The 22,704-nt window shown below is 49.8% G+C and carries 17 protein-coding genes; 9 read left to right on the forward strand and 8 right to left on the reverse strand.

Features of this window, described 5'->3' with window-relative positions:
* Window position 1: 1 nt before the first annotated feature.
* Both BM030_RS09365 and BM030_RS09370 read right to left on the reverse strand, forming a co-directional pair.
* On the reverse strand, window positions 2-775 hold the full coding sequence (locus BM030_RS09365) for a hypothetical protein (RefSeq protein ID WP_090973329.1): 774 nt from the start codon (window positions 773-775) through the stop codon (window positions 2-4).
* Between the two features lie 316 nt (window positions 776-1,091).
* On the reverse strand, window positions 1,092-3,098 hold the full coding sequence (locus BM030_RS09370) for a M13 family metallopeptidase (RefSeq protein WP_090973330.1): 2,007 nt from the start codon (window positions 3,096-3,098) through the stop codon (window positions 1,092-1,094).
* Between the two features lie 310 nt (window positions 3,099-3,408).
* Between BM030_RS09370 and BM030_RS09375 the strand changes: the two genes are divergently transcribed.
* From BM030_RS09375 to BM030_RS09405, 7 genes are all read left to right on the forward strand, one after another.
* Entirely contained in the window at window positions 3,409-4,671 is a 1,263-nt protein-coding gene (locus tag BM030_RS09375; protein WP_397235566.1) for an MFS transporter, read from the forward strand.
* Between the two features lie 67 nt (window positions 4,672-4,738).
* Entirely contained in the window at window positions 4,739-5,578 is an 840-nt protein-coding gene (locus tag BM030_RS09380) for a DUF6929 family protein (protein WP_090973332.1), read from the forward strand.
* A 175-nt stretch (window positions 5,579-5,753) separates the two neighbouring features.
* Entirely contained in the window at window positions 5,754-6,098 is a 345-nt protein-coding gene (locus tag BM030_RS09385; RefSeq protein ID WP_090973333.1) for a YciI family protein, read from the forward strand.
* Window positions 6,098-7,351 carry an RNA polymerase sigma factor gene (locus tag BM030_RS09390; protein ID WP_090973334.1) on the forward strand — a complete coding sequence of 418 codons (1,254 nt, stop codon included), beginning with the start codon at window positions 6,098-6,100 and terminating at the stop codon, window positions 7,349-7,351. Before BM030_RS09385 ends, BM030_RS09390 begins: the two co-directional genes overlap by 1 nt.
* Window positions 7,352-7,566: 215 nt before the next feature.
* Window positions 7,567-8,037: a hypothetical protein gene (locus BM030_RS09395; protein ID WP_090973335.1), complete on the forward strand. Its 471-nt coding sequence runs from the start codon at window positions 7,567-7,569 to the stop codon at window positions 8,035-8,037.
* 29 nt (window positions 8,038-8,066) lie between these two features.
* Complete coding sequence (locus BM030_RS09400) at window positions 8,067-8,525, forward strand: methyltransferase family protein (RefSeq protein ID WP_090973336.1); 459 nt, start codon at window positions 8,067-8,069, stop codon at window positions 8,523-8,525.
* 156 nt (window positions 8,526-8,681) lie between these two features.
* On the forward strand, window positions 8,682-9,233 hold the full coding sequence (locus BM030_RS09405; RefSeq protein WP_090973337.1) for a dihydrofolate reductase family protein: 552 nt from the start codon (window positions 8,682-8,684) through the stop codon (window positions 9,231-9,233).
* A gap of 287 nt (window positions 9,234-9,520) precedes the next feature.
* On the opposite strand, the gene BM030_RS09410 is transcribed toward BM030_RS09405, so the two are convergent.
* Window positions 9,521-10,051 (reverse strand): DinB family protein, encoded by a 531-nt coding sequence (locus BM030_RS09410; RefSeq protein WP_090973338.1) that lies wholly within the window; start codon window positions 10,049-10,051, stop codon window positions 9,521-9,523.
* Window positions 10,052-10,120: 69 nt separating this feature from the next.
* Window positions 10,121-13,495, reverse strand: coding sequence for a PAS domain S-box protein (locus BM030_RS09415; protein WP_090973339.1), 3,375 nt, complete (start codon window positions 13,493-13,495; stop codon window positions 10,121-10,123).
* A 403-nt stretch (window positions 13,496-13,898) separates the two neighbouring features.
* On the opposite strand from BM030_RS09415, the gene BM030_RS09420 reads away from it, so the two are divergent.
* Complete coding sequence (locus tag BM030_RS09420; RefSeq protein WP_090973340.1) at window positions 13,899-16,139, forward strand: inorganic phosphate transporter; 2,241 nt, start codon at window positions 13,899-13,901, stop codon at window positions 16,137-16,139.
* Between the two features lie 39 nt (window positions 16,140-16,178).
* On the opposite strand, the gene BM030_RS09425 is transcribed toward BM030_RS09420, so the two are convergent.
* Window positions 16,179-16,691 carry a GNAT family N-acetyltransferase gene (locus tag BM030_RS09425; protein ID WP_090973341.1) on the reverse strand — a complete coding sequence of 171 codons (513 nt, stop codon included), beginning with the start codon at window positions 16,689-16,691 and terminating at the stop codon, window positions 16,179-16,181.
* Between the two features lies 1 nt (window position 16,692).
* Window positions 16,693-17,490, reverse strand: a complete 798-nt coding sequence (locus BM030_RS09430) for a hypothetical protein (protein ID WP_139215865.1) — start codon at window positions 17,488-17,490, stop codon at window positions 16,693-16,695.
* Between the two features lie 279 nt (window positions 17,491-17,769).
* Here BM030_RS09430 and BM030_RS09435 point away from each other — a divergent pair, with 279 nt between their 5' ends.
* The gene (locus BM030_RS09435; protein WP_090973343.1) at window positions 17,770-19,119 is read left to right on the forward strand and encodes a sensor histidine kinase; all 1,350 of its coding nucleotides are present in this window, start codon (window positions 17,770-17,772) and stop codon (window positions 19,117-19,119) included.
* On the opposite strand, the gene BM030_RS09440 is transcribed toward BM030_RS09435, so the two are convergent.
* Together BM030_RS09440 and BM030_RS09445 are read right to left on the reverse strand one after the other, a co-directional pair.
* On the reverse strand, window positions 19,109-20,206 hold the full coding sequence (locus tag BM030_RS09440) for a CvpA family protein (protein WP_211657565.1): 1,098 nt from the start codon (window positions 20,204-20,206) through the stop codon (window positions 19,109-19,111). The two genes, BM030_RS09435 and BM030_RS09440, sit on opposite strands and share 11 nt — an antisense overlap.
* On the reverse strand, window positions 20,188-22,665 hold the full coding sequence (locus BM030_RS09445; protein WP_090973344.1) for a hypothetical protein: 2,478 nt from the start codon (window positions 22,663-22,665) through the stop codon (window positions 20,188-20,190). The genes BM030_RS09440 and BM030_RS09445 overlap by 19 nt, the downstream gene beginning before the upstream one ends.
* Window positions 22,666-22,704 lie beyond the last annotated feature (39 nt).

The raw sequence follows: 22,704 nt of genomic DNA on the forward strand, positions 1-22,704 counted from the left end.
GTCATCCGACAGTTACATCTACACCAATCACTTCGAAGACATTTCGCCCTTGATCCTGTATTGGCACGGGGTAACCGCCTAAATTCCCGTAAAAAGAAATTCCGAAGCAGATGATTACCGGGTCAGTCGACGCCTCGGGCAACTCCAGCCGGAAGGACTGGGCGGGAATGGTTCGCCGATTCATTGGCAGCAGCTCTTGATGCTGTGCGACAACAGGCAATGGCTCCACACCGGTATTGAACAGGATGGCCCCTACATGAAAACTGCAGCGTTCCACGCCCTTAGGTGCCGCCATCACGTTATCGGGAGACAGCGCCGGAAGCATAACCTCCAGCAGGCCGGTCTCCCGCTGATAGGCACAACGCGGCGGGATAAACAATACATCCTTCAATGCGGCAACCGCATTGAAACTGAAGCCATGAAGCAAGGGCAGGTTTTCGGGCAATACGGTGCGTTCGCCCCGGCCGTGCGTGGTGTCTGACCGGACGACGGCCGTCATACGTGTCGTCAGCCTATTGACTGCCGTTGGATCTTCAAACAACGTATAACGCTCACCCAACGCCAGCCTCGCCGCTACGCGGATGCGTTTCCCCGCACTACTGGCACGCCCGAATTCCGTGTTATTTTCACGTGTCCTCGCGAAGGACGGGGCGGTCTTGATACGTTCCTTACTGGCTCCCGTGCGTTGCCGGACAAGTGCCTTACCGTTGCTTTTGTAGAAAGACAAATCCCCGATTTGTCCTTCAAGGGTAATTGAACTTTTCTGAATGGCCACGGTCTATGGCGCTATTGGTACATTACAAATGTAAGAAAAATCAGGGGTAATCCAATGGTTCCCACGAGTAATCCGGCTATAAAGCATCTGATAGCGCCCTGGATAAAGGTGAACAAAAGGTGAACAAAGGGTGAATAAAAGGTGGATTATCCGTGGGATATACGTGGACTTTCAATTGCCACGAATCGAATGCCCCCGTTTTCCAAGATAAAGCGAAATTCCGCCATCCCGCAGACAGACGCAAACCAAAAGCGGCGGCCCTTGGGATAAAGACCGCCGCTATATTCATAATGTACGGCTCCGTGGCCACAGGGCGTTACCAGATAACTATCCGCTTTTCCTTCGGCAGATACAGCTTATCCCCTTCCTTGATGTCAAACGCTTCATAAAACGCATCCACGTTAACCAGCGGCCCCACCGCCCGGTATTGCGCCGGTGAATGCGGATCGGTCTTCACTTGGTTAATCACGAACTGTTCGGTGGTTTTGGTTCGCCAGATCGTGGCCCAAGAAAGGAAGAAGCGTTGCTGTTGGGTAAATCCGTCTATTTTGCCCGGGTTTCCCTTCTCTTTCAGATACAACTGCAGCGCGTCGTAAGCCACCGATACGCCGCCCAGGTCGCCTATGTTTTCTCCCAGCGTAAACCGTCCATTCACAAACACCCCCGGAACCGGCTCATAAGCTTCAAACTGCGCCACCAACGCTGAGGTAGCGGCTTCAAACTTCGCCTTGTCTTCTTCCGTCCACCAATTGTTCAGGTTGCCGTCGCCATCATACTGCGAACCGCTGTCGTCAAAACCATGCGACAGTTCGTGGCCGATGACCGCGCCGATACCGCCGAAGTTAACCGCCGGATCGGCCTTATAATCGTAAAACGGCGGCTGCAAGATAGCCGCAGGAAAGACAATCTCGTTGGCCGGCGGGTTGTAATACGCGTTTACGGTCTGCGGCGTCATGTGCCATTCCAGCTTATCCACTGGCTTGCCCTGCTTAGCCCGGTTTTCCTCAAACCGCCACCGGCGGGCGCTGAGCACATTGTTGTACAGCGATTTGCCCACTTCCAGCCCGGAGTAATCCTTCCACTTATCGGGATAGCCGATTTTCACCGTGAACCTGGCCAACTTGGCCAAGGCCTTTTCCTTGGTAGCATCAGACATCCAGGCAAGCTGTCTGATGTGCTGCTCGAACGAGCGGATAAGGTAGTCTACCATCTCACTCGCGGCTTCCTTGGCTTCAGCGGGGAAATACCGCTCTACATAAAGTTTGCCCAGCAGTTCACCGGCCATGCCATTCACAAATTCAAGTCCCCGTTTTTCCAGCTCGCGCTGTTCCTTCTGGCCACGCAGTGTCCGCCCCCAAAAATCGAAGCTCAACTCGTCCAGTTCGCGGGTAAGGCTGCCCGCAGCGCCGTTGATCACGTGGAAACGGAGAAAATCCTTGATGGTCTCGATATTTCCGGCGTTCAGCAATCCGTCGAGCTCCTCATAATACTTCAGCTCGCCGATGATGACCGTATCTGCCGTAAAGCCCAGATCGGCCAGGTACTTCGCCAGGTCGATGTTTTTCACGAGATCTTTCAGGTCGGCCACCGCCACGGGGTTATACCGTAACGACGCATTCCTGACCTGCTCCACCGTGAGCATGTGACTGGCCAATTCTTTCTCAAAAGCGATGATTTTAGGGCCTTTCAAATCACGCGTCAGTTGCCCCGCCATCGGAAGCAGGCGGTTGATGTAGTTGCCGTAGTCAGCAAGTGTTTTGGCGTTTGCCTCATCTTCCTTCTGGTAATAGGCTCGACCCAAGCCGAGATTAGCGGCACCGAGATACACCGCGTTAACGTCGCTGTTCTTCATGTGAGCCGAAACATACGTCCCGAACAGTGGATTCCCTCCGATGGGCGCCGTTTCAACGAGATACGCATACAGGTTATCCATATTCCTGATGGCGTCTATTTTTGCCAGAAGTGGCTTTATAGGCTCCATTCCGGCTTTGTCGCGCGCATCAAAATCCGTAAACGACCGGTACAAATCGGCCACTTTCTGCCCATCCGACCCTTGCGCGTGCTGCTTGGCCAGCAACTCCTTCAGGATACCCAGCGTAGCCACATCGGTATTTTCGCGCAACTCATCAAAGCTTCCCCATCGCGCCTTATCGGCCGGTATCTGCACCGTCTTCATCCAATTGCCGTTTACATACCGATAGAAATCGTCCTGCGGGCGTACCGAGGTATCCATAAACTCCAGCTTAATGGCCTGGTGATCCTGAGCAACCGCCATGACCATACCAACAGCCATGGCCCCCCATGTCAAAAACAATTTATTCATGTGCAATTTTTAGTTGCAAACATAGGAAACATTGCGATAAAATCATGTATGTGGCATGTAACGATATGTTGGCACGCCATAAAATTTATCTCAATCATGCATGATATTCAAAAAAAACATAACTTTGCACCAACAAAGCGATAGACCCATGAAGTTCAACACACCCCGCATCGCCTTTGTCTATCGGGACAGGGCCTAAGACCAGACGACAGTTCGTTTGGTACTTCTCCGTTTCAGGCACCGCCTGAAAGCACGTTATTATTTTCAGTTTTATCCATACATCATTCCGATAGGAACATAGTTTATCCGTATCATGCAACATTCATGGAAGCGAACATTCGCTATCATTTGGACAGGGCAGTTTTTATCCCTGCTTAGCAGTTCTGCCGTCAATTTTGCCATTATCATCTGGCTCAGTTTAGAAACCGGTTCGGCCGAAGTGCTGGCCTATGCCGCTATTGCTGCACTTCTTCCGCAAACGCTCATTGGCCCGTTTGCGGGGGTATATATCGATCGCTGGGATCGTAAACGCACCATGATATTCGCCGATGGGTTCATTGCCGCATGTACCCTGGCGATGTCTATGCTTTTTTACATGGGCTATTCTGAGTTCAAATTCATCTACCTTCTGTTGGCCCTACGCTCACTGGGGTCGGCCTTCCACATGCCCGCCATGCAGGCATCCGTGCCATTGCTGGCCCCCGAATCTGAGCTGCTCCGCATCGGCGGCATCAATCAGGTCATCCAGTCGGTATCCAACATCGCCGGCCCCGCCCTGGGCGCGCTGGCCATCGGGCTGATGGATATCAGCTATGTCTTATTGCTCGACATCGGCGGAGCCGTTATTGCCATCACGTCCCTGTTACTGGTGCACATCCCGAACCCCGAAAAAAAACAGGAGCAGCAGGCCGGCATCAAACAAGTTTTGCGCGACCTCGGTCTGGGTATCAGAGCCGTGACCTCCAACAGAGGCATTTCGTGGCTTTTCGGGTCTTCTACCCTCGTCATGTTCTGTATCATGCCCGTGGCGGTGTTGTTTCCGCTGCTCACCCTTCAGCATTTCGGGGGCGGCAAGTTTGAGATGAGCCTCATCGAAGTGGTCTGGGGCATCGGCATGCTGGTAGGCGGGGGGCTGCTCGGCATATTCAAGCCCACGCTCAATAAGGTAATCATCCTCAACAGCATGAACATCATTCTGGGCATCAGCCTGGCGTCGTCCGGGCTGATGCCGCCTGGCGGGTTCATCCTCTTCGTAGGGCTTACCGTTATCGGCGGTATCGCCGCGTCGGTTTACAACGCCAGCTTCACTACCCTATTGCAGGAAAAAATCGATCCGGCCATGCTGGGCCGCGTATTTTCCATGTACTTCAGCATCGCGCTGCTTCCTTCAATGGTAGGCTTACTGGGTACCGGTTTCATTGCCGACTACATCGGAATTACGCAGACCTTCGTGATATTGGGCAGCACGGTAGGCCTCATCGGCATCCTGTCGTTCTTTATTCCCGCGCTGATGCAATTAGACGCAAAGACCGCACAATCTAGCCCGGCCCCGGAAGCAGAAATGGAAGTTTAATGGTAAACGGATATGTGGGAATTTATGTATACTTGCATATGACACACGGACTGGACACCGACAAATCATGAATAATTTCTATTTGCAAGCACTCATAAAAATCGTCGGCATCAGTGCAGCTTCGGGAATCACGTTTTCCGATGGCCTGATCCGCCTGGTCTCCGACAACAGCAATTATCTCTACGAATATCCCATGGATACGGGCCAGCTGACCCGGTATCTGCTCAAGGATGGGGAACATACCGAGCAGGTGGCCAAGGATCGGAAGATGGATTTGGAAGCCATTGTGGAGCGCGGCGATGCGACTTATGTGTTCGGCTCGGGCTCCACCCCTGCCCGGGAGCTTGGGTTTGCTGTTTCAAAAACTGACCGCCGGACCGATACCTTGCAGCTGCATGCGTTATATGACATCATGCGTTCGGCTGCCGGAATCGGTCCGGATGATTTTAATATCGAAGGGGTGGCTGTTTATGGCGCCGATTGGCTATTCCTCAACCGGGGGAACGGACCGGGCGGGCGGAACGTCTTATTTACCGTCCACGGCCCCAGCTTGACTGAAAATCCCCAGGTTTCCTATGAGGAGATAGACCTGCCCGTGATAGACGGCCTGCCCTTTGGGTTTTCGGATGCAACGGTTGCCGGAGATACGCTGTACTTTATCGCTACGGCCGAGGCGGGCCAGTCTACCTACCACGATGGCGAGGTGGGCGGCAGCCTGTTCGGCGCCATCGATCTGGGAAGCCGGAAGCTGCTACACAGCCGGATAATCTCCCGGACGCATAAATTCGAGGGGATTGCCCGCTATCCAACCGAAACCGGAAGCGTTTCGTTTCTGTTGTGTGAAGATGATGACAGTACGACCGATACGACGACTATCTACCGGCTTGATGTGGACCGCTCTTGGTAGCGCCTTAACTTTCGGCAAAAAGATATAATGCCCCGCAATCCCTTCGATTACCGAATATCGCAAATACTCAACGGAGCTGGCCGACGATGTGATCCGTCCGACAAAAAAAAAGCGAACTTTGTCCCCGTTCTGAAATGTCGGTCGTCATGAAGACGAACAATAAATTTTTAAGAAAATGAAAGAATTTGCGTTAATTTTCAGATTAAAAGACATTGCAGATTTCAAACCATCGCCCGAACAAATGCAGGAACGCATGAACTGGCTGGCCAGTATCGCCGCACAGAACAAATTGGTGGACAAAGGCAACACCCTTCTGCCCATTCCGGGAAGTGCAAAAACGGTAAAACCCAACAATGTGGTCACGGACGGCCCCTACACCGAAATCAAAGAATTTATCAGCGGCTACATCGTGGTAAGTGCTGAAAACATTGATGAAGCGGTAGAAATGGCCAAGGCCAATCCGATTTTTAACCAGGTAGGCGGAAACATTGAAGTCCGGGAAGTTTTAAGACGTGAGTGATGAAAGTGCAGCATCAATCACATCATGAGCTTTTACCTCACCTGTTCCGGCAGGAATACGCTAAAATGACGGCTGTTCTATGCCGTCATTTTGGTCTTAAGCACATTGAAATTGCCGAAGATATCGCCAGCGACACCTTTTTAAAAGCATCCGAAAATTGGGCAATTAACGGAATACCCGAGAACCCTACGGCGTGGCTTTACGCCGTAGCCAAAAACAAAACCAAGGATTACTTTAAGCACGTAGCAGTTTTCGAAACGCAAGTCAAAGAAGCCATAAAACCAACTGAAATTGAAGCCGAAAACGATGTTGAGCTGAGCAGCCAGAACATTTCTGACAGCCAGTTAGCCATGATTTTTGCGGTTTGCAATCCCACAAATTCAACCGAAGCGCAAATTTGCTTGGCGTTGCAAATTCTTTGCGGTTTCAGTGTGGAAGAAATAGCCAGTGCTTTTTTGACGAAAACCGAAACGATAAAGAAGCGTTTGCTTAGAGCAAGAGCCAACCTGCGCAACGACGATTTCCAAATCAAATCGTTAAGTGAAACGGCCATCAAATCAAGGCTAGATACCGTGCTAAAAACGTTGTATTTGCTCTTCAACGAAGGTTATTTTTCAAAAACCTACCGCCGGCAAATCCGGAAGGACTTTTGCTCGGAAGCAATAAGGCTGACGTTGATTTTGACAGAAAACCCATTGACCGACACTCCGCAGACGAACGCCTTGCTTGCCTTGATGTGTTTCCAAGGCTCGCGACTTGAAGCAAGAACAAACGATAAAGGCGAAGCCGTTTTGTTTGACGAACAAGACAGGCGTCTGTGGGACACCACATTGATAGCGAAAGGGAATTACTTTCTGGTAAACGCCTGCAACAACAACGAGATTTCAAAATACCATTTGGAAGCAGGTATTGCCTATTGGCACACCGCGCCGGCAGACCAAAACAAATGGCAACATATTTTACAGCTTTACAACCGGCTTATACTTGTTGAATATTCGCCAATAACAGCGTTGAACAGAACGTTTGCTTTTGCCAAAGTTTACGGACATGACAAAGCCATAACCGAAGCCGAAAAATTACAGCTGACAGGCAACACCTATTATCACGAATTATTAGGTTACTTATATGCCGACACAGACCTCGATAAAGCGATTGCACACTACGAAGAAGCTGTCCGGCATACAAAATCCAAAACAGAAAAACTGACCCTGATAAAGGAAATAGCGCGACTGAAAGAAAAAATCAGCCACTGACCAGCATATTTTGGATGGAAAAGGAACTGACGATCAAATCGTGCATAAAGTGCAAAAAAGCGAAAAGCCCGGCGTTTTGGGATTGCCGGACCTTTCTTATCAACCTAAACCTACAATGATAAACGCGGCATTGTCATATATATTGTGAAGGCCATCCAGTTTATCAGCTTTCCTTGTCTGTTCAGCTATTCAACTAATACTTACCTTTGTGGGCTATGCATACAAGCGATGTATCTAACACCATCAAAGTTTCCTTGCTGGAAGCGTGCGAAACCTATGTTGGCCAGCGAATGGAGAATGCCTTGCAAGCCATGGCATCGGCCAGTGCTGCGGCCGCTGATGACACCAAAAGCAGCGCCGGCGACAAGTTTGAGACCACACGGGAAATGATGCAACAGGAGCTAAACAGACATCAGCAGCTCCTGGCAGACGCACGGCGCATGGCACAGGTGTTGGCCGGTCTGGATGTGCGCGCACATCACGGGCCCGCAAAACTCGGCAGCTTGGTAGAAACGAACCATGGTTTGTTTTTCCTCGCCGTTAACGTTGGCCAGTTAATAATTGGCGGAAAGACGTACCGGGTTATTTCCCCAGTATCACCTCTGGGACAACGGTTCATCGGCTCGAAAGCGGGCGACGAACTTGTCTTCAATGGCATGAACTATCGGATAGTAAATGTCACTTGATGGCGGTGATCTAATGCTTTATTGTTAATATGGGTGCACGGATTCCTCCTGATTTCATCCTGCTGTGCTGCGGCATACTGATGTGGCTGTCGGCAACATATTTGCCTCAGTTTGGATTCAATGCGCCTTATCGTTTTGTCGTAGCGGGGGCCACGCTGCTTTGCGGCCTGGTCATCATTTTTTCGGCCAAGGCGGCCTTGGCCAGGCACCGCACGACGGAACGACCCGATCGGCGCTCGCTGCTGCGTGCTACCACGCTGGTTACCAACGGCATTTATAATCATTCACGGAACCCAATCTACCTGGGGATGACCATATTGCTGGGCGGGTGGTGGCTGTTTCTGATGAATTGGATAAGCATTGGGGCATTATTTGTGTTCGTGGGGTTACTCACGAAGTTCCAGATTTTACCCGAAGAAAAAGCACTGGAACGTATATTTGGTGCCGACTACCGCCGCTATAGGAGTCGGGTAAGACGGTGGATTTGATACCAGCCTCTTAAGCGTTGTCTTTTTTACCCCCACAGTTTGTCTCTTCTACCCTATCCTGTTGCCTAACGGTAAAGATATCTTTGTATACAGGGCCGCTATGAACACAGTTCACGGAGCAGCAGCCTGAATTAAAACGCGAATAGACAAACGGGTATGAGAAAACTGATTGCGGCAATCAACATGACACTTGACGGATTCTGCGACCACACCGAGATGATTGCAGACGATGAATTGCACCGGCATTACAGCGAACTGCTAAGCAGGGCAGGCGCCATACTATATGGCAGGAAAACTTACCAGCTGATGGAATACTGGCCCACGGTGGTGAAAAATCCCACGGGTAACCAATCAACGGATGATTTTGCGGCAATCATGGACAACGTCCCGAAAATAGTTTTCTCGCGAACGCTGAAAAACGTAACGTGGGCAAGTGCGAAGCTGGCGGCGCGCGACCTCAACGAAGAGGTTTCAGCGCTCAAGCAACAGCCGGGCAAAGACATCTTTGTGGGCAGCCCGAGCTTGATCGTAAGCTTGATGGCGATGAATCTGATTGACGAATACCAACTTTGCATTCACCCGGTTGTGGCTGGAAAAGGGTTACCGTTATTTAAACACATAACCGACAGGGTTGTCCTCAAACTGATAGAGACGAAAACCTTGGGTTCCGGCACGATAGCGCTTTACTATGAGCCGGCAACGAAATGAACGCCGTGAACGCCTGACCGAACTTGCTTACCGGTTTGCCTATGCCGGCCAGGCACATTTTTGCAGGAATTCAAGACGTTTACCAAAGCGAAAGGCCCGGCGCTTTGGGATTGCCGGACCTTTCTTATCAACCTAAACCTACATAGTAAACGCAGCATTACCGGATATATTGTGCCAGCCAAGCATTACGTTACAACTGTTGCTCAGGTTCTGCAATTATGTGGCAAAAGTTTCTTCACTTTAAGCAACGTGGTTGGGGTTACAGCAGCCCTATCTCAGAAATCCGGTTACCATTCCTGTGGCTGGTTCTGGTCGGCCCACCAGTTGAACCCCGACAGTCCCTTTGCCTTCAGGCGTTCGATAAGTTGCGCGGTATGGTGCTGAATATGACGGATATTATTGATGTGAAGCTCCAAACGGGAATAGGGATACCATTCGAATCCCGAGCTGCGGTCAAAAGGCAAAGCTTCAACAGCTTGAGGCAAATGGTTTTCAAGTTCATCAATGAAACCAAGCAACTCTTCTTTGGTGTGGTGTCCTGCTACCACAACCCCTTCATCAGGGTTTTCCCAATCTTGGCTTCCCCCGAGGCTTTCGGCCCCTTCGATGGCATTTTCCCATAACACATAGTGTTCGGGACCAGCTGCCAAATAAAACTTGACACCCCACAAAATGTGATAGGCGATCTGCCAGTTGGGATTGTTATATTCATCTGTATTCCATTGCTCTTCCGGCATTTTTTCTAAAACTTGGCGAAGCATGCCAAGACCCATGCGCATCTTACGGTCGGAATAATTCAATGGGGATAAAAACCCCATCCCAAGGGAAAGTTTATTGTAAAAAAAGAGGCTGTACGGCAGCCTCTTTTTTTGACGCTTTAACTAACCTCATTTCTGAACACCACGCACAGGAAGGGTAAACCAAAAAGTGCTCCCCTTCCCTAATTCGCTCTCTACCCAGAGCTTACCTTTCAGCCGGGTGATAATTTCATCACATAAATACAAGCCAATTCCCAAGCCCGATATACTTTGGGTAATATCCTCAACCCGGTAGAACCGTGAAAATATATGCGGCAGTTCCGATGACGGTATGCCCCGGCCGAAATCCTGCACTCCCACCTTTACCTCGTCTGCTGAGCATTCCAGGCTCACCCTTACTTCATCGGCATCTGGCGAATACTTGATGGCGTTTGTGAGCAGGTTGGTGACCACCTGTTCGACCCGCTGTGCGTCGCTATATATGACACACGATTTAGCAGCGGCCTCAAACTTAATATGATATTTCGTATTGGTATGACCGATAAGTTCGATGGTTTCTTCCATCAGTTTCTTCAGGTCGAACTCGCCCATCTGCAACTGGAGCTTTCCTGCTTCTATCTTCGATATATCCAACAGATCATTGACGAGTGTTATCAGTTTTTTCATTTGACGCAACGCCTTTTGAGTAAACTGCTTGTTCTTATCATCAATAGGCAACCTTTCTAATATCTGCAGATAGGCGTTTACGCTCGTTAACGGCGTCTTCAACTCATGGCTCGCCAAGCCAATAAACTCGTTCTTCTTGTCGTTCAATGCTTTAACCTCTTCATATAGTTTAGCATTGTCCAGGGCGATGGCAGCCTGAGCTGCAATGGACATAATCAGATTTTCATGGTCGGCCGTGAATTTACCCGGCTCGGGATGGCCGAAGAATAACCCCCCGATAACGTTGCCCGAGCGTGATGATACCGGAACGGCGAGGTAACTCACCACGGGTAAATGCCATTCGGGCATCCCTTGATACGGAAAGTTCCTCCCGTAGCGGGGGGCTTTCGTAATGTCATCGACACGGATGGCGCCTTCACCGGAAAATGCGGGACGCAACACGTCTACCGCACTGGGCATATCCATCTGTTTAAAAATGTCTATTGGCAGGCCGGACGACGTACATAACGTATGAAGCTCGCCTTTCTCATTGCTCTCGTTATAAAAGAAAGCACCAAATTTTGCCCCGGTTAATGCCGTTGTGCCGTCGGTTAACTTTTGCAGTGTCTTTTTCAGATCAAGTTCTTCCGAGATGCTCTTGACCATGGAATTAATGATCTCCAGCCGCTCGGTATACCGACGGGCCGATGCCTGAGCGGCGGTTTGTTCGGTGATGTCACGTGCAATCTTGGACGCACCAATGATTTGGCCACTATCGTCAATAAGGGGTGATACCGTGATTGAAAGTGGTATTTCGCGTCCGTCTTTAGTCATCCGGACGGTATTGAAATGATCCACTTTATTGCCCGAACGGATTTCGCCGATGATGTAATCTTCTTCCTGTATACGATCGGGCGGTATGATCAATGAGATGTGCTGCCCTATGGCTTCTTCCGGCGTATAGCCGAACATCCGCTCAGCAGCTTTGTTCCAACTGGTGATGATGCCTTGCAATGTTTTGCTGACAATTGCATCGTCCGACGTTTCTACGATTGCCGCCAACCGCGCTTTCCGTTCGGCATTTTCTTTCAGTCTAATTTCATACAGCTTCTGTTCGGTAATATCCAGCACCGTACCGATAAACCGGGATGGGTTGTCATGCCGGTCAAAATGAACCTGACCTTTTGCTCTAATCCAGCGCAATTGTTGGTTTTCCTTGCCAATTGCCCGGTATTCAACATCATAATTGCCATTGGTTTTGGCCCTATCAAGTGCGTTGCTGACCGCAACCTTCACGCGCTCACGGTCGTCCGGGTGCAAACCGCCAACAAAATCCTGTTCATAGGTTACGGGCTCATTGTGGTAAATACCGAATAGCTCCCTGCACCGTTCATCCCATTCCAGCTTGCCACTTTTGATATCCAAGTCAAACATGCCGAGCTGTGCAGCTTCTTTTGCAAGTCGAGACTGTTCATAAGCTCTTTCCACTTCAATTTTGGCCTTGACCTGTGCTGACACATCCGTGGTGATGGCGATAACCCCTATAATGGTGCCGTGAGGATCGCGATAGGCCTGATAAACAAAACTAAGGTAAACTACCTCGATTTGCCCGTTTCGCAACAACGTGATAGGGCGTTCATAAGCTTGGTAGGTTTCGCCTGTATTATAAACGTGATCAACCCATTGCTCCAATCCCTGATCCCTCGCATCCGGTAAGCCTTCAAAAATCGGTTTATTCACCACTTCTTCCTGCGGCCTTCCCCAGAGCTCGATCATCAATCTATTGGCCACTTCGACAACGTGATCCGGGCCGGTCATAAAACACATGGCCACCGGTGCCTGAAGAATCAGGTTATAGAGCATTTTCTCACTTTGCTCTATCTGCTGCTTAGCCAATACCACGTCCGTTACATCTGCTGCGGTATTCATGACCCCATAGATGTTTCCGGAGCGATCCTTCAACGGTGTGAAGCTATAATTGAAGTAAAATATCTTCCGCTCGCCGTGGATATCCAAATCCACCCGTTGATTCCGGGCGTTAAAGGGTATGCCTGTGGTGAACACCGTATCAAGTTGTTCATAAATCTGTTGATCCTCGAGTTCCGGCAGTACCTCGGCATACCGCTTGCCAATGATATCATTTCCCTTTCCCCAAACGTCAATTATCGCCTGGTTAGCCTCCACAATACGCATTTCACGACCGGTGTATACCGCTATCGGGAACGGTGCATTTGCGATGATACTGCGGGTTTTATACTCGCTTTCTTCCAGATCTTCATTAGTTGCCCGCAATTCTTCAATAACGGCTGCCAATTCCTCATTAACCGCGCCCAATTCGTCATTAAACGTATATGGCCGATTTAGGTAGTTGGAACCGCCACGTTCCTCAAACCCTGTCTCATTTTGCCGGACATCAAATCCATGCGATTTATCAACCCCTGTTCCAGCGGCGGCCCCCTTTCCCCTGCGGGCGGACCCCATGAGGTTTAATATATCCACACACGAACCGACATAACCAGCAAACGTACCGTCGGCCAGGTAGTAGGGTGCTCCACTATCTGATACCCAACAGTACGAACCATCATGCCGCTGCAACCGGTATTCCATACGGTACGCCTCGCGGGCATCAAAGGCAGCTTTGTAAGTTGCGGAACACCGGGGCAGGTCGTCCGGATGAACACCTTCTGTCCAACCATCGCCTTGTTCCTCTTCCAAAGCGCGTCCGGTAAAGCGCAGCCAGCCCTCGTTGAAGAAATAACGCCGTGCGTCCGGCGACGCGCTCCAAACCATCACCGGCGCATTGTCGACTATGGCCCTATATGCTTCGCCGTCCTGATGAATGGATAGTTTTTTTTTCATGTACAATTATAGGAATAACGTATAACATTTAAACCAACGTACCTACGATCGTCCGGGGGAAATATGGCAATGTTTAACATCGCTATCAAGGGCGCTAACCCAGCCTTAACGTTGCTGCAATTTCGGCCGCCCAGTCTTAATATACGGCCAATATAGCTAAACTATCGAGAAAACCAATAGCTTTGCGTATTTGTTTTTTTAACGTGATTATTTTCCCGGCAACTGCAAGTTGCGTAGCCTTATCCCCGGTCCAACGAGCGCATCGCAAGCCAGAAACATCCATCCAGGCCAAGACCATGATAAGTTATTCACAAACCCCTGGCTTTATTAACATAAATTTAACTTATAAATAACCATTCACTAACATTAAATTTACATTTTTGAGCCATTATAGTTGACACTTATGGATTATCTGTTGCTTATTGTTGCTATTTTACTTGTCCTCGCTATCGCGGATATCATTGTTGGGGTAAGCAACGATGCCGTCAATTTTCTGAATTCAGCAATAGGCAGTAAGGTTACCACTTACCGGAATATTCTGTTGATAGCTTCCGCGGGGATATTAGCGGGATGTTTTTTCTCCAGCGGAATGATGGAGATTGCACGCAAGGGCATATTCCAGCCCCAACACTTCACGTTCGATAAGGTCATGTGGATATTCCTAGCGGTTATGCTGGCCGACATTGTGTTGTTCGATATATTCAACGCGCTTGGTTTACCCACTTCGACAACCGTTTCCATCGTTTTCGAACTGCTGGGAGCCGCAGCCATCGTAGGCTTCCTGTTTGCAGCCGAAAAAGGAGAACCTATCGGCGAAGTGATGAAATACATAAATGTGGAAAGCACATTCTCCATCATTTCTGGTATTTTTCTTTCGATTCTGATCGCGTTTACCGCTGGGGTGGCCGTGCAGTATTTCATCCGATCAGCCTTTACTTTCCAATATGAAAAAAGACTGAAGAGTCTGGGAGCACCTTTTTCCGGCATGGGAATTACCGTAATCATGTATTTCCTGCTGATCAAGGGGCTCAAAGGTACTACATTGGCTCAAGCCGGGTGGGTGCAAACATTGAACGAAAACATCCTGGTTTTCATGGCGCTTCTCCTGGTTACCACAACGGCTATCTGCTTTTGGCTACAACAGCAATTTAAGGTGAATCCCATCAAAATTGTCGTCATTGCAGGCACATTTTCCCTTGCCATGGCGTTTGCGGGCAACGATTTGGTCAACTTCATCGGCGTCCCCATTGCCGGATTGATGGCATACCAAAACTGGGCGGAAAGTGGTGTACCCGCTGATGCATTATATCAGGACTATCTCGCGACGAACGACGTGATTGTGCCCGTTTATATGCTGGGAATAGCCGGACTCATCATGGCACTGACCATCTGGCTGAGTGCCAAAGCCAAAAAAGTAACGGAAACAGAAATCAACTTAGGGAAGCAGGACGAAGATGGAAGTGATGATCGCTTCAAACCCAACAACATATCCAGGCGGGTGGTTAAAACGGCCATGCTGCTGGGCAACGTGTTTGACACGGTTATTCCTCGTAACGTAAAAAGACGTTATAACCTCAGTTTTGAGCGGGATAAATTAAGTAAGGCAACCCGGGTTGACCAAGACGCCCCCGCATTTGATTTAATAAGAGCCGGAACAAACCTGGTGCTGGCCAGTATACTGATTGCCTGGGCTACTTCACTGAAACTTCCGCTATCAACCACCTATGTGACCTTTATGGTAGCTATGGGCACATCGCTTGCCGATCGGGCCTGGGGCCGTGAATCAGCCGTATACCGGGTGGCAGGTGTGCTCAGCGTTATAGGCGGGTGGTTTATCACCGCGCTATTTGCGTTTTCCGTGGCGGCCTTCTTTGCATTCATCATTTACCAGGGAATGCTGGCAACCGGTATTCTGCTGGGTGTCGTCGTTATTTACATCATTATATCCAACATTAAGTTTGCCCACAAAGAGCGTCAGTCCAAGAAAGAGAAGAGCCGACTGAGTTTGTTGGAAGAACCGGATCTGGACGTGTACAGGCGAAACAAAAACATGCTGGTAACCATGGTGGTGGAAGTGTCCGGTCATTACAGTACAATTTTAAATGGGATACGCAGTGGCGATGCAGCGGCAATACGGAAAGCAGACAAAGAACTTTTGGAATTAATCAATTATACGTACAAATTGAAGCGGAATAGCCTCCGGGCCATCCGGCAGCTCGGCGCTGCCGATAGACGCTCGGCAGAGGTTATTGTGTACGGTGCCGACCTGATACAGGACATGCTTCAATCGGCGAAGTTCCTGAGCACTGAAAGTCTTCAGTACATTGAGAACCTGCATGCTCCCCTTGCCGAAGGTTTTATCACCACACTGGAAAACCTGGGGGCCAAAATGGATAAATTCTTCAGGCTGGCGATAAACGAACTCAATGAAGAAGAAGGGCCCGATGTACCCCTGCTCCGCCAAAACCGTAATGAAATCCGAACGTTCATCAACACCAATTTCGGCAACGAACTGGATATCATCCGGCGCAAAAACATCGGCAGCAAGCAAGCGTTACTCCAGACGAGTATTTTCCTGCAGAGCCGTGATATCCAAGCCGTGCTGTTTAGGATATGCAAAATTTATGGTAAATTTGAGAATTAAGCGTATGGGTATTCGCCCTTAGGCACCGGTGTGTATGGGTCATTTGTTTGCCAACACCTTCTCGTAAGCCCTTCTGGGGCGGTTCCGGAAAAAGACCTCGCCGCAGTAAGTGTATCCTGCACGCTCGAAAATTTTAAGCATTGCCAAATTATCAAAATTGGTGTCTGCCCTGACACTGTATATATTGTGTTCCAGCGCATAGTTTTCAATAAAGGCAAACATTAGCTTTGAAAGGCCCTTACCGATATGGCTGTCAGCAATAGCAACCCGGTGGAACACGACAAAATCGCCATCCGTAAGCCATTTGCCTTCAATTCCCGCATACGCCGGCTCGTCATTTATCAAAATGGCACAATATCCAACAATAGTATCACCGCTTGTCATCACAAATCCGGCTTGCTTTTCAATATCATGCTGAATAACTTCCGGATTGGGATAGCCATCCTGCCACTGCTCACTCCCCTCATTCTTCCTGCGGATTATGGCTTGCTGCAAAACCCGCCAGATATCCGTTACATCGCCTTCTTTGGCTGGTCTGAATTGATATTCCATATTATGGTTGTTTCGTGTTTTTCTCTAACGCCACCACCCGGCTTTCAATAGCCTCCATAATTTCTGTTAAGCTACCGGTAGCGTCTTTAATTTGTTGATTATCTGCCATTGTCCGTTCCAGGCGTTCTATCCGAACAGCCAATTCATCGAGCCGCTCCAGCAGCAACTGGGAATCAACAGGTTGTTGTTGCGGCTCCTTTTTTCCGAAGATTGGCCGGGCGGCAACGATTAATGCAATGAGGCCAAGGGCCAGGGCGAAGTATGCAATCATGGTATTGTTTTTTTCTGGTGTGTCGGTTGGAATGCCAAGCTGTTCCGCAGCGGGTTCGTTTAATTCTGCAGGGGTGGCCACTGGCAAGGAAGCCGTGTCTACCGAAGTTTCAACCGGTGGCGGATAGTCCGCATATGGATCAATCAATTGCTCGGTACGGGAAACATATGCCTCGTAGCCTATAAGCTGTTTCCGGTAGCCTTTTCCCGGACGCTCAAAAATATCCGCGAACACTTGGTTCCGCAGAGCCACCAACCCCGCCTCATCGGCAACTGTCATGGAGCGCCAACTATTATACCATCGTTCAATTCCGGCTATCGGCTGACCGGACAACTGTTGTTTAAAGCAATCGTAGTCTAACGTTTCGCAGGATATCCTGAAGTTGGTATCTCGCGAAACCACTTTATCGGTGGCCAGAAAATTTATGGTTTCCCGAATCAGTTCATATTTGGCCCGGTCTGTTTGCTCCTGTCCAAATGCACTCCAAACCGACGTAACCATCGCAATAATCAACAAACTTCTACGCATATCTCCTTAAATTCCGTGTCGGCTGCACTCGAAATGATAGCGGCTTACATTAGCAATCGCCTCCCGCTCAACGGGTGCACCCCTGATATTTAGTAACTCCTGTCAAAGCTAAGCAAAACGACCGCCATCCGCAATTTTTTAGGTGTACGTCTTCAGTCATCGTTAAACTTCGGTAAAAAGGAACGGCGGGGATTAAAAGAAAACGATGAGCAACTGGGAATTATACTTAGCTTTGCAATGACAACGACCATAAAGGAAATTCACTAATACCTAATATAAATGCTCGTTTGGCTTCGGAAATTTTGGCGGAAACTGGTTGGAGATCCTGAACACCTTTCTTCAGAACATCGGGCCTTCAATGTCATCGCAATCCTTACCATCACGCTCATAGCCATCCTTATCCCCTTAAATACCGCCTTAAGGCTGTGGGCGATATCCGCTATGCTGGTGGTTGTAGCAGCCATACTCGTATTCTTGTATATCCGTTCGCGCATATATGGCAAATATGCATTCAGCTTGCTCGTTTATGCGGTATCGAGCTATATAGTGGTAGCCATTACCTTTTTCTACAACGGGGGGAGCGACGGGCCTGCACTTTATTTGTTCCTGCTCACCTACTTGCTTCTCATTGCATTTACAAACCTCCGCTTCCACCGTCTTTGGACCATACTGCACCTATCTATACCCTTGTTTTTGCTGGGGCTTGAATACCTAATGCCACATCGCATAATAGATCCGTATTCAGCTCCCGAGTACCGCTATATCGATATTGCCACCACCTTTATCATTATCATCGTTTGCACGTATGCTATTACCATTTACTTACGCGGCAATTATGAACGGGAAAAAAACAAGGCGGAGCAACATGCGCGGGAAATAGAACTGCAGCACGACCAAATCCGCACACAGAACAGATTACTACAGAAATCGAACAGCGAAAAACTCAAGCTGCTCTCCATCTTGGCCCACGATCTGCGCAACCCTATCAGTGCGATTACAGGCGTATTGGAAATCCTTACGCATGAAGAACTGCCGGAAGAACTGCAAACAAAAATGAAAGGCCAACTGCTCTTGGCTGCGCGCAATACGTCGCAGTTGCTGGAGAACCTTTTGTCGTGGACTTCAAGCCAGATAAAGGGACTGAAACCGATATTTACGAAAACGCGGCCAAGCAGCATCATTGATCACGTATTAAACATCCAGCAGTTTGTAGCCCATCAGAAAAACATCACCATCCACACCGGAATTGACGAAAATTTAATCATTTGGGTGGATGCTGACATGCTGGAACTCATCATCCGCAACTTGGTAAATAACGCATTGAAGTTTACACCCAAAGACGGGACGGTAAATATCTCTCTTGCACGGAACGATGACGAAGGCTGCTGCACATTGGCTATTGCCGATAATGGACTGGGAATAGCCAGCGACAACCTTAAGCGTTTGTTTGAAGTCAACGTCAAATCAACCGCCGGTACGGACAGCGAGAAAGGTATCGGGCTGGGCCTTTTCCTATGCAAAGAACTGACCACCCTAAACCGTGGAAAAATATGGGTACACAGCGCGTTGGGAAAAGGGTCTACATTTTTTGTCTCGTTCCCGTTGACTCCCCCATCCCCTAATTCCTGAAATTCTGAGTGACCATTAACCCGTATTTTCCGCCGTCAAGGATGCCGATACCGACCCGCCCGAACGATTTGTTCAGGATATTGGCCCGATGGCCGGGCGAGTCCATCAACCCGGCATGGGCTATCCGCAATGTTTGGGCAAACGCCAGGTTCTCGCCCACGACCAAGAAGTGTACACCCGCTTGCCGGGCCCGTTGAGCGGGCGTCTCACCCTCTTTATTAATATGGGAAAAATATCCCTTTGCAAACATATCCCGCGAATGCAGCCGGGCAACGGCCGTCATTTCCGGATCAGCAGCCAACGCCGGCAGCCCTTCGGCTTTTCGTTCTTCATTGATAAGTTCGAGCATTTCCGCTTCCAAATCTCCGCGAGCTTCAGGGTTATTTACAGCAAAAGGCAGATCAATCGATTTTTCGGACTGCGGCTCTACAGTGAGGCTATTCATCGTTTGGTTTACGGCCTCTTCAAATACCGGGGCCAGTTTCGCTTCGGCCCACTGTACATGCGGCGTCAGGGCATTCGCTATTGAACTCTCTCGGATTTTCGACGAAAATCCATCAAACATGGCAAGCGCGAGGAGCAACGAACTGATAATAGCGGCGTAAATCATCCCGTTTGCCACTCCAGGGATAATACCCAGTGCCTTATTGGCGACATGGCCATGCACACGTTCCGGTATGCGCTGGACCGGCCTGGCGATTAAAGCGCCGAGTATCACCCGTGCGAAAATGTAAGCGATGATGAACGCCAGCGGAAGCGTCCAGACACCTATGGATATAACATATTTTTCAAAAAAGGCAGCGATATACCGGGATGACCAAATCGCAAAAGCGATTCCGAGGATCAACAGCAGCAAATCAAGGGTTCCGTAAAGGAATCCTTTGTGGTAACCGGAAATAACGCTCATCACAATGACGACAAACAGGATGATGTCTATTACATTCATAATGCCTCCACCTATGGGTTCAACAGCTATATCCTCCTGTTTGTTTATCACTTTCCCCAACACGCCATTGCCCACGGGCTTAAACGGGCCTATCCGCCGCTTCCGGATGTGCCGGAAACCTGTTAACGATACGTCAGCCAAGCCGTGGCTTCACAGTCGCGATTGGCCACAAACCTGATCCACCGTGCCTGGAAACCGTGGGCAAACGTGTGCCTGAAGGTTGCCCCCGGCACTACCGTTACCTCGTCGTAGGTCATCCACGGACCGTGTCCCACAGGCTCTACCTCAATACGAAAGGTAACAGGCTCCGGAGCGTTATGCGACAGCTCTAATGTTCGCTGATCGTAAAAACCAATAAGGTATGGATCCGAAGCGACCCCACGCTTCGCCTCACTGTTTTTCCATGGTCCACCCATTCCCACAGGTTTACCCAGTTTCCACAAGTCATCAATCGTGCCTGCCCAAACGCTTGCCATACCATCGTCCGAGAGGATGATGTGCTTGTTGTCGGACCCACCGGTTATGCCGGTCATCACCAACAGTCCGCGGTATGAAGCATAATCGTGCACCTTCAGTTTATGCGAGGCAATGGGCCGCATTTTGGCAAAGCCATCCGCATTTTCGGCAGGCAGTTCATAAAACGTACCGTGCACATTCAGCAGATCACGCTCTGTAGCCACTTCCCGGCATATCCGTAGCACTCCCCTATCCGTATAAGGAGTGTAATGGTTATCACCCAATGGCAGGCGCCACCGCCGGCCCCGATCATCAACCACCAATACCGAAGCGCTGTCTATGGTGACCACCTCGCGGGGAATAGCAAACTTTTCGCGGATGAATGCTGCCGTGGCAGTATCTTCCATGCGTTTCAGTTTCATATCGCCATCCAATTCATAATACCCTGTTTCACTGAATCCATTCTCCGTGATGGTTCCGGCAAGGATACCGAGCGCGCGGCGGTTATCCCCCAAGCCATACAGCAGCCCGCCTGTTGCCTGCTTTTCATCCACGATGGTAGCCATACCGGTAAACAACGTGGATGCCTGTTGGCGGAAACGGGTCCGGTCGGTATAGGTAAACTGTACGGTCAGTTTCGCTGCCCCAGCATTTCTGACCCGGATCCACTCCCCGGTATCGCCGGCAGGAAACACCCGGTGAACCGGCTTGCCCGGCTGCAGCGTTATCGTTTCCAGCGCGGTCCATTGACCATTTCCGGCCTTATCAACCTCAAATGTCAACGTAGTTTGCTGCGCCCCCTCATTGCTTGCCCATACCGCACGCTCATCCCAACCCGCGAACAGGAAAGGTTCAGATAGGGCACCTGCGGACACATCTTCACGCAGCCATACCGCACCGCTTGCCGTATTAGGACCTAATTGATCTGGCTTATCCAAGGAAGTAAACCAAAGGTTTGAATTGGACTGGCCAGGACCTTCGATCCCCCCCTTGGCTTTCCTTTTGTTCAGAAACTCCTTTTGTGCGGAATCATCGGTGCCGAACACCAATCCATCCCGCCAGCGCGTAAAGTCGCCAATCACCTTCAGGTAAGCCGACCTCGGCCGGATTCCGGTGGTGTTCTCCGCCGTGAACGTGGCCGGAAAGCGCCAGAACAGTCCATGCATGGTCATTAAGTAATCCGGTTCTGCCGCTGTGCCTATATTACGTATGCGGGGCCACTCGGTATTCCATCCATGCGCGCCATCATATGAATGGCTTGCTTTCGGCAGTCGGTAAAAATCCCATCCCCGGCCGGGCGATCGAACACCTACAAGTACCGACTTATGGTCCCACCCCGTAGCCCATATCGGATCAGTTTCCGGATTGGCGTTTCCTTCAATTCCACCGGGGCCGGTTACCTCTACAAACTGGTTGCGCCGTACAATGTTCCATGCTGTACCGTCCCATTCGGCTAACACACCTGCTTCCACATCGAACCGTTTCAGTGCCTCCTGGGTAGCTTCGCCATTATTGGAATATACCAGCACACCCTGACCAGAATAGAGTCCCTTACCGTGAGCACCGGGCAACAGGTGGGCCTCCTGCCCCATTTCCCCAGGTTTCCGCATGGCATTGCCGTCCAGGAACAACGTATCCACTTCCAGCGTATGTACATCTACCGCATAAAACCCCTCTTCCATGGTGCCGTAGTACAACTTATTTGCCGGATCAGCCAGGTGCCTGGCATTACCGGTATGGCGCCCGGGCATACGTTCATACGGAATTGTGCGCACATTCCCCCTGGCGTCTATCGCATACGGGCCAATAAACAACTGGTTGCTTTCCGGATGGATCATCCGGTTCGCCGGCGTGCCACCGATACTTTCTTCCCGTACGATCTGCTGGAGATCCGGTGTGATTTCATATAGCTTGTCGGAAGAGCCGAAAGGCAGATGCGGCCCGTAAGTAATCACCCAAAGCCTATCCGCCCACGGAACTATGGCTCCCGTACCGCATTCACCCTCTTCATTGTAATGTGCCAAGTGCGGATAGATTCCACTATAAGAAGGCTTATGGGAAAGGATACGGTTTTCAGTCGTCTGGCATGTAACAAACAGCAATGCCAGAAACATAGCCGAGATCAGATTAGTTATGTAGGACATTATTATTTATCATTGGTTCGCGGCAAAGGTAAATAAATT

This window comes from Parapedobacter composti (assembly GCF_900112315.1).
In the GTDB taxonomy this organism is placed as follows: domain Bacteria; phylum Bacteroidota; class Bacteroidia; order Sphingobacteriales; family Sphingobacteriaceae; genus Parapedobacter; species Parapedobacter composti.